3 protein-coding genes and 1 pseudogene are annotated in these 1,728 nt (G+C 45.7%); all 4 read left to right on the top strand.

What is annotated here, in order from left to right; all coding sequences use genetic code 11:
• A partial coding sequence (locus AC075L_RS21555; protein ID WP_476388185.1) for an ABC transporter ATP-binding protein occupies positions 1–685 on the top strand: 685 nt, incomplete at its 5' end.
• A pseudogene (locus tag AC075L_RS21550) lies at positions 686–1,086 on the top strand (metal-dependent transcriptional regulator).
• Positions 1,087–1,192: 106 nt separating this feature from the next.
• A complete protein-coding gene (locus AC075L_RS21545) occupies positions 1,193–1,459 on the top strand; it encodes a leucine-rich repeat domain-containing protein (protein ID WP_476388186.1) in 267 nt (88 codons plus the stop codon).
• An 11-nt stretch (positions 1,460–1,470) separates the two neighbouring features.
• A complete protein-coding gene (locus tag AC075L_RS21540) occupies positions 1,471–1,614 on the top strand; it encodes a hypothetical protein (RefSeq protein ID WP_476388184.1) in 144 nt (47 codons plus the stop codon).
• Positions 1,615–1,728: the final 114 nt, after the last annotated feature.

Raw genomic sequence — 1,728 nt, 5'->3', positions numbered from 1 at the left:
TAAGGACGTATCTTTTTCTATTCCAACTGGCAGCGTAACAGCCCTGGTAGGACCTTCCGGTAGCGGCAAAAGCACAATTTCCAAACTCATTGCCCGCTTTTGGGATGTAAGAAAAGGTCAGATTTCCATTGGTGGTATGGATGTTCGCACCATTGAACCGGAACACCTGATGCGCTGTATGTCCTTTGTATTTCAGGATGTGACCTTGTTCAACGACACTATTTTTAATAACATCCGCGTAGGCAATATGAACGCTACCGAAGAGCAGGTCATGGCAGCGGCAAAGGCAGCGTACTGTAACGAATTTATCCAGCGATTGCCGGATGGTTATCAGACTATCTTGGGGGAGAACGGCAGCACTCTTTCTGGCGGAGAACGTCAGCGAATCTCCATTGCCCGCGCTCTGCTGAAAGATGCCCCGATTATTCTTCTTGATGAAGCAACAGCATCTCTTGACCCAGAGAACGAGGTTTTAATCCAGCGGGCCATTGCAAAGCTGGTGGAGGGTAAGACGGTCATTATGATTGCTCACCGGCTTCGTACCGTTGTGGATGCCGACCAAATTCTCGTTCTTGATAACGGTAGACTGGTGGAACACGGTACACATGATGAATTGATGGAAAAGAACGAATTGTACTATAAACTGTTCCATATCCAACAGGAGAGTCTTGGTTGGGCTGTGTAAATTGTTTTAGAAGGGAGATGTTCCACGAAACTTCATGCGTCCGGGGAGGACTATCTGGAAACCATCCTTGTTCTCCATAAGAAAACGGGTATGGTGCGCTCCGCTCCGTAGATGTGGCCCGGCACATGGGAGTGTCAAAGCCAAGCGTATGTGTGGCAGTAAACACTTTGAAAGACGGCGGCTTTCTTACGATGGACGAAGATCACTTTCTCCATCTGACCGATGTGGGCCGCGAGGTGGCTGAAAAAATCTATAAGCGTCACTGCTTCTTTACTGAGCAGCTTATCGCCGCAGGTGTTGACCCCAAGACTGCGGAGGCCGACGCCTGCCGGATTGAACACATCATCAGCGACGAGAGCTTTTCGCGGCTGAAGGAGGCAGCTGCACAGGAGCAAGACTAAGCAGTGGAATAAGCGGTTGCGTCTACAGATGTCTTCTGCGGACACATTAAGTGTCTCTTTTTTTCCATATTAAAAGAAAAAAGTTGAGGATAAATATGTTAAGAGACTGGATCAAAAAAATACAAAAAGTGATGGTACAACAATCATTGTTAACGAAAATATCAGCATCCTTCCTCCGCGGACTTTTGACGGAATGACAAAACTGCAGGAGGTGGTACTGCCAAAAAATCTTAAAAAGATAGGAATCCTGTCTTTTGCCTGGTGCAAAGGACTTAGAGAAATTGTGATCCCTGACGGAGTAGTGCTTATTGACGATGAAGCTTTCCGCGGATGTGTCAATTTGGAGAAGGTCACATACCGTCCGAAGTGGTAGGTATCGGAAAAATGGCTTTTGCATTTACTTCGATTAGAGAAATCGTAATTCCAGACAGTGTAAGATATATTGATAAAGGTGCTTTCTACGGATGCAGTATGTTGGATAAGAAATGTTTGGATATTCCGGACGGATGTGACTTTATTAAAGATTAATGATCTTGGTATTGGTACCGAAAATATGTTTATTTCTCCGCGGCGTTTCTTTCAGGATGGGAGAGTGTCCGCGGAGAATTTTTTTGCGAAGGTAGAATTGTAAGACGTATAGCT

The sequence above is a fragment of the Blautia sp. ZXY-1-B12 genome, assembly GCF_056339915.1.
This window is presented reverse-complemented; position numbering and strand designations above follow the sequence as displayed.